Source organism: Brenneria salicis ATCC 15712 = DSM 30166, assembly GCF_003315515.1.
Classification (GTDB): Bacteria; Pseudomonadota; Gammaproteobacteria; order Enterobacterales; family Enterobacteriaceae; genus Brenneria; species Brenneria salicis.
Window position 1 is genome coordinate 1 of the sequence record NZ_QNRY01000078.1, and the last position, 6073, is coordinate 6073.

Consider the following 6073-nt stretch of genomic DNA (forward strand, 5'->3'; position numbering starts at 1 on the left):
TATCGTGGGATATTACAGCACGATCAGACCACACGACTATAACGGTGGATTACCCCCAAACGAATCGGAAAATCGATTCTGGAAAAACTCTAAACTCGTGGCCAGTTTTAGTTGACCACTACAAATACATGGATAAGCGCGGTGTGAAAAGCAAGACGCAGGCGAACAGAGAAAAGGCGTTTATGTCACGCGTATTCAGATGGGGTTATGAGCGGGGATTGTGTAAGGGCAACCCATGCAAGGGCGTTAAACAGTTTAAAGAAGTTGCGCTCGATCGTTATGTGACTGATGAAGAGTATAACGCGCTGTACTCTGTCGCCGCGCCGGTCGTCAAAGTTGCGATGGAAATCGCGTATCTGTGTCTATCCAGACAAGGCGATGTCCTCTCACTGACTGAAGGACAAATATTAGAGCAGGGAATTTTTATCGCTCAGGGGAAGACTGGAGCTAAACAAATTAAGGCATGGACGGACAGGCTAAGAGCCGCAGTAAATAACGCTCGGAGCTTGCCAATAAAGCCAGGCATCAGCAGCATGTATTTAATTCATCAGGCCACAGGGGGGCGCTACACACGCGACGGATTTAACAGCCGATGGCAGCAGGCAAAAGAAGACGCGGCCGCAGCATTTCCACACCTGAGTTTTGATTTCACCTTTCACGATCTGAAAGCCAAGGGGGTTTCTGATCTGGATGGGACGCTGGCAGAGAAACAGGCGATATCGGGTCATATGACGATCAGCCAGACTGCGCGATATGACCGTAAAATTCCGATTGTTCCTGTGGTTGGTGGTCAGAATAAAAATTCATGATTATTGCATATTTACCAAACGCGCAAAAATCATATTAGGAAGAATATTAGGAAAGGGGGGGCAGGCACAAAAAAACCGCCTTGCGGCGGTCTACGACATTGCACATAAGTGCTTGTTTTAATTCTTTTTAAATCAATGGTGCCCGGGGTGGGACTTGAACCCACACAGCGCGTACGCCGAGGGATTTTAAATCCCTTGTGTCTACCGATTCCACCACCCGGGCCTGGATATTGGAGGCGCGTCCCGGAGTCGAACCGAGGTAGGCGGATTTGCAATCCGCTGCATGGCCACTCTGCCAACGCGCCTTACCTTTAAAGCTGTTCAGCGATTACTGAAATATTGGAGCGGGAAACGAGACTCGAACTCGCGACCCCGACCTTGGCAAGGTCGTGCTCTACCAACTGAGCTATTCCCGCTTACACAGAACACGCTGATTTTTTTGCTAACTTTCAACAAACCAACGCTGCTGTTGATGCCGTGCATTCTACTGACATGACGGAACGAGTCAATAAAATTATCAATGAAACCCGTCCGTTTGCTGGTTTTTAAGGCGCTTCGATCAAGGTTCAAGCAAATCATGTCGGGCAGCGTTCAGATATTGAAACATTGACCAGAAAGTCAGTACCGTTGCGATATATAAAGCAATGACACCCGCGCCCTCAACCAGGCGTTCTGGCCGCCACAACAGAGCTACTAACGCCAGCATTTGCGCCGTTGTTTTCACTTTTCCGATCCACGAAACCGCGACACTGCTGCGCTTGCCTATCTCGGCCATCCATTCACGTAATGCGGAAATAATGATTTCACGCGCAATCATCGTTGCCGCTGGCAGCGTGATCCACCAGGAATGGTAATGTTCAGCGACCAGAACCAGCGCTACCGCCACCATCACCTTATCCGCTACCGGATCAAGAAATGCGCCAAAACGCGTAGTTTGTTTCCAGCGTCGCGCCAGAAAGCCATCAAACCAGTCGGTGACAGCGGCAAAAACAAAAATCAGCGCGCACACCAGCGGTGCCCAGACGAATGGAAGATAAAACGCCAGCACAAAAAACGGGATTAAAGCAACACGAAACAGGGTAAGCAACGTCGGTATATTAAATTGCATAGCGCTTAGGTAACTATTTGGCCGGAGTGGATATTACGAGTATGTTGCTACATTGTCCCTAGTGTTTCAATGCATGGAAGATTTTTTCTGCCAATCCGTGTGAAATACCCGGCACATTTGCAATTTCCTCAACGCTGGCGTTCATCAAAGGTTGCAGCCCTCCCATATATTTCAGTAGCGTCTGCCGACGTTTAGGGCCAACACCTTCAATGAGCTCTAATGTACTGGTATTCTTAACTTTTGCTCTCTTCTTGCGGTGTCCGCCAATCGCATGATTGTGAGAGTCATCACGAATATGCTGGATGACGTGCAAAGCTGGCGAATCCGCTGGCAACGCTACGCCATCCCCCGTCGCCTCAAAAAACAGTGTTTCAAGGCCCGCTTTACGATCACTGCCTTTTGCGACGCCAAGTAACAGGGGTTTATTCTTATCCCATGCCACCTGTAGTGCGTCAAACACCGCCTGCGCTTGTCCCAATTGCCCTTTACCACCGTCAATAACAATGACATCCGGGATCTTGCTGTCATCCAATGCCTTGGCGTATCGACGATTGAGTACCTGCGCCATCGCAACATAATCATCACCAGGCGTAATACCATTGATATTATAGCGGCGATATTCCGAACGCAGCGGACCATTTTCATCAAACACAACACAAGATGCCACAGTCTGTTCACCCATAGTATGACTGATATCAAAACACTCCATGCGCTTAATTGCAGGCAACTGCAAAACATTCGCCAGTGCAGTCAATCGCTGGTGAATAGTTGACTGCTGCGATAACTTCGTCACCAACGCCGTCGCCGCATTAGTACGGGCAAGCTTCAGATACCGGGCTCGATCACCCCGCGGTTTGGTCTGGATTTGCACTTTTCTTCCAGCGACTTCGGTTAACGATTCGGTGAGCAAGTCTTTATCCGGCAATGTAAAATCCAGTAGAATTTCTGAAGGCAAAGTGCGCGCCAAACTCCCTTGTAAGTAAAACTGTCCGACAAACGTTTGCACTACTTCGCCCAATTCCGTCCCGCCAGGTACTTTCGGAAAATAGCTACGACTCCCCAATACTTTCCCCTGACGGATAAACAGCACATACACACAGGCGATCCCCGCGTCAAAAGCCACGCCGATAACATCAAGGTCTTCACCATCCCCCGAGACAAACTGTTTTTCTGTCACGCGTCGAACAGCCTGAATTTGATCGCGGATACGCGCCGCCTCTTCAAACTTCAAATTACGGCTGGCCGTTTCCATTTTCGATATCAACTGATTAAGGACTTGCTGATCTTTTCCAGACAAAAACAGACGGACATAATCAACCTGTTGCTGATAATCCTCTTCGCTGACCAACCCCGCCACACAAGGCCCCAGGCATCGGCCAATTTGATATTGCAGACAAGGACGGGAGCGATTACGGTATACGCTGTTTTCACATTGACGAACAGGGAATAGTTTTTGTAGCAGCATCAGCGTTTCACGCACGGCATTTCCATTCGGAAATGGCCCAAAATATTCGCCTTTGGCGTGTTTAGCACCTCGATGCACAGCCAACCGGGGATGCTGATCGGCACTGAGGAAAATCAGAGGATATGACTTATCATCTCGCAGTAAAACGTTGTAACGTGGCTGGTAGCGCTTGATATAGTTATGTTCCAGCAACAAGGCTTCCGTCTCAGTATGCGTGATCGTCACGTCGATCTGCCGAATACTTCTGACCAATGCCTCCGTTTTACGGCTGGCGACATTGCTGCGAAAATAGCTGGAAAGTCGTTTTTTTAAATCTTTTGCCTTGCCGACATAGATCACCGTATCCGCGGCATCATACATGCGGTAGACCCCAGGCTGACTGGTTACCGTCTTTAGAAATGCCGAGGCATCGAAGTTGTCACTCACTACTTAACAATGTCTCCGCATTAAAAAGCCCATACCTAATGGCCAGATGTGTAAGTTCGACATCACCGCTGATATTCAGTTTGCTGAACATCCGATATCGATAACTGTTCACCGTTTTAGGACTCAGATTCAATTGGTCGGAAATCTCCGTGACTTTCTGCCCTTTGGTGATCATTAGCATAATCTGTAATTCACGCTCAGACAAACACGCCAATGGCGTCTCTGTCTGCGGCTCCAATTGACTTAATGCCATTTGCTGTGCGATGTCTGAAGCAATATATCGTTTACCCGCATGGACTGAACGAATGGCGCAGATAACTTCCCGCGGGGCCGCTGCCTTGCTCACGTATCCAGCTGCTCCGGCCTGCATTACTTTAGCAGGTAAAGGATTCTCAGTGTGAATAGTTAGCATAATTACTTTTATCTCGGGAGAGAATCGCAAAATTTTGCGTGTCGCCTCAAGACCACCGATTCCCGGCATATTTATATCCATCAAGACAACATCAACAACGTTGCTACGGCACCACTTAACGGCATCTTCACCGCATGACGCTTCACCAACAACCTTAAGACCTTTGATATCGTCAATAATGCACCGTATCCCTGCACGCACCAGTTCATGGTCATCAACAAGAAAAACGCTAATCAAAGAATAATTCTCCAAAAAAGGAAGTAACACTTACATAGAGAGTTGCTTGCAGGTGATACTACGTTGGTTTCGAAAAATAATGAATACCGTTTAATATGAATATGTATTTTAAATATGCCATGAAGGAATAAAGTATCAACACCATCGCATTATGATAACAATATACCGTTATGCCCGGCCTGTATATTGATAATATTCTTAACATTTAGATTATAACGTCAGGACAACTAAACTCATGACTTTCGTAGTACTTGTCAACAGTAAAAAATCGATGTCAATCAGCGGCATGGGATTGGCATTGAATTTCATATGTCAATAAAAAAACACTATTGTAATCCCCCATTACGTCAGTGTCTCGCGCAAAATTCACTTATATTATATGAATAACATATGTTAATAAAAACATGCATACTGAAAGATTGATGTATTCTGCCAGAAACAGTTGAATGTTGTTTTTTTATGCAAAAAGCAGACAGTTAAAGATGACAAAAATTAAGTTAAACGCATAAAAATCAGCCATTACATAGTGATTATTGGTTAATAATCACCGCCGAAAATATACATTATGCTATAATCACCGCCACCTGATTATGCTGGCAGCAGAGCAATTTGGCCTGTAACCAGCTGACGGAAAACATTTTATACTATTTATTGTTGAGGAGAAAACATGAGCAATGCCAATTTTTCCACTGCGGCTTCCGTAGAAAAATTATCACACGAAGTAACCTGCCTGAAAGCGATGCTGACTCTGTTGCTCAAAGCTATCGGTCAGGCCGACGCAGGGAAAGTGATCATCAACATGGAAAGATATATTGCTCAGTTGGAAGATCCTGAACAGGCCGCCGTTTTTGATAACACGATCAAACAAATCAAGCACGCCTATCGTCAATAAGCGCTGATCCGCTGACGTCTTATCTCTGGCTTTCAGCGGCAACGTATCAGTATAGCGTGGCGATTTTTCACTACGCCACCGACAGAAAGCAAGCACCAGAAAAGCTGCCGTTTTCCTTGGTAGACGACAAAAATGTAACGCTCCAATTAGGTTGCGTTACATCTGTTGTTCTATATGTTTCAGCTTGAGTAAGAGTGCTTCTTCCACTCTTTTATATTGCGTCAACTCACTTACCAGCGCCTTATCTATAAACTGTTTTCTGGCAATGGCCTTTCTTTCATCCACCAGTTGCCTCAACTCTGTAAAACATTGGTTGATTTTGTATTCCCTGGCTTGCTCGGAACAGATGATTTCATGTATTGCCTGACTCAGTTCAGACAGTGAGATAACGGATTTTGGATCCTGATGACTCTTTTCCACCATAGCCAGCAACTTTTCAAATCCCATATGACCTCCAAATTCACAGCAGCAACCGCTATGCCTTGGTGAAGATCAACTCTCGGCCACCACCGATCATTAACCTGTATTGAGTATACCACCTCACTATCAATGTGAAATCCTGATAAAGAATCAGGGTATCTTGCACGATAGCAATATCCCGAAATAAGCGTCTGGATATTTGGCTGTTGCTAAATAACTGCGCCTATTACCGCTCCACTTTTGTTAGTCCAGGTTTGTTGCCTGGGAAAGGTGATGCGGTTTTAATAAATTGTCTGACATTTTT

Annotated in this window: 5 protein-coding genes, 3 tRNA genes and 1 pseudogene; 2 read left to right on the forward strand and 7 right to left on the reverse strand. The window is 46.0% G+C overall.

The features are described 5' to 3' along the window. Positions 1 to 122 precede the first annotated feature (122 nt). Positions 123 to 809: pseudogene (locus DES54_RS18085) on the forward strand (tyrosine-type recombinase/integrase); the annotation flags it as partial. A gap of 136 nt (positions 810 to 945) precedes the next feature. On the opposite strand, the gene DES54_RS18090 reads toward DES54_RS18085, so the two are convergent. From DES54_RS18090 to uvrY, 6 genes are all read right to left on the reverse strand, one after another. Then, positions 946 to 1032, reverse strand: a tRNA-Leu gene (locus tag DES54_RS18090). Positions 1033 to 1040: 8 nt separating this feature from the next. Beyond that, positions 1041 to 1114 (reverse strand) — tRNA-Cys (locus tag DES54_RS18095). 35 nt (positions 1115 to 1149) lie between these two features. Beyond that, positions 1150 to 1225: transfer RNA gene (locus DES54_RS18100), tRNA-Gly, on the reverse strand. 143 nt (positions 1226 to 1368) lie between these two features. After that, complete coding sequence (gene pgsA, locus DES54_RS18105) at positions 1369 to 1917, reverse strand: CDP-diacylglycerol--glycerol-3-phosphate 3-phosphatidyltransferase (RefSeq protein WP_113869743.1); 549 nt, start codon at positions 1915 to 1917, stop codon at positions 1369 to 1371. Between the two features lie 58 nt (positions 1918 to 1975). Further along, a complete protein-coding gene (gene uvrC, locus DES54_RS18110; protein WP_113869744.1) occupies positions 1976 to 3808 on the reverse strand; it encodes an excinuclease ABC subunit UvrC in 1833 nt (610 codons plus the stop codon). Beyond that, entirely contained in the window at positions 3801 to 4457 is a 657-nt protein-coding gene (uvrY, locus tag DES54_RS18115; RefSeq protein ID WP_113869750.1) for a UvrY/SirA/GacA family response regulator transcription factor, read from the reverse strand. The genes uvrC and uvrY overlap by 8 nt, the downstream gene beginning before the upstream one ends. Before the next feature lie 667 nt (positions 4458 to 5124). Here uvrY and DES54_RS18120 point away from each other — a divergent pair. After that, complete coding sequence (locus DES54_RS18120; protein ID WP_113869746.1) at positions 5125 to 5349, forward strand: DUF2594 family protein; 225 nt, start codon at positions 5125 to 5127, stop codon at positions 5347 to 5349. Between the two features lie 156 nt (positions 5350 to 5505). Here DES54_RS18120 and DES54_RS18125 read toward each other — a convergent pair whose 3' ends face one another. Beyond that, positions 5506 to 5796 carry a hypothetical protein gene (locus DES54_RS18125; RefSeq protein ID WP_113869748.1) on the reverse strand — a complete coding sequence of 97 codons (291 nt, stop codon included), beginning with the start codon at positions 5794 to 5796 and terminating at the stop codon, positions 5506 to 5508. Positions 5797 to 6073: the final 277 nt, after the last annotated feature.

Bases quoted from the DNA above. Each gene is read 5' to 3' on its own strand.
- pgsA (WP_113869743.1), bottom strand. From the start codon at position 1,917: ATGCAATTTAATATACCGACGTTGCTTACCCTGTTTCGTGTTGCTTTA.
- DES54_RS18120 (WP_113869746.1), top strand. From the start codon at position 5,125: ATGAGCAATGCCAATTTTTCCACTGCGGCTTCCGTAGAAAAATTATCA.
- DES54_RS18125 (WP_113869748.1), bottom strand. From the start codon at position 5,796: ATGGGATTTGAAAAGTTGCTGGCTATGGTGGAAAAGAGTCATCAGGAT.